Origin of the sequence: Shewanella electrica (assembly GCF_022321485.1) — a bacterium.
In the GTDB taxonomy this organism is placed as follows: domain Bacteria; phylum Pseudomonadota; class Gammaproteobacteria; order Enterobacterales; family Shewanellaceae; genus Shewanella; species Shewanella electrica.
On the sequence record NZ_JAKOGG010000524.1, the window covers coordinates 1 to 253 of the forward strand.

Annotated in this window: 1 pseudogene; it reads right to left on the minus strand. The window is 74.3% G+C overall.

The window, feature by feature from the left end:
- Positions 1 to 253, minus strand: a pseudogene (locus L9G74_RS21385) (ketol-acid reductoisomerase); the annotation flags it as partial.

Genomic DNA, 253 nt, shown 5'->3' on the forward strand with positions numbered 1-253 from the left:
CCGTGGGCGAAGCCTAGCGCCGCGCCGTCGCGCAGGTTCGGCGCCAGGTCGTCGCGGTAGAGCGCGGCCTGCAGCTCGTCGGGCACCAGCACCATGACCACGTCGGCCCACTTGGCGGCCTCGTCCGGCGCCACGACCGCGAGGCCGGCGCCCGTGGCTTTCTCGGCGCGGGCCGATCCGGGACGCAAAGCGACCCGCACCTCGGCGACCCCGCTGTCCTTCAGGTTGTTGGCATGGGCGTAGCCCTGGCTGC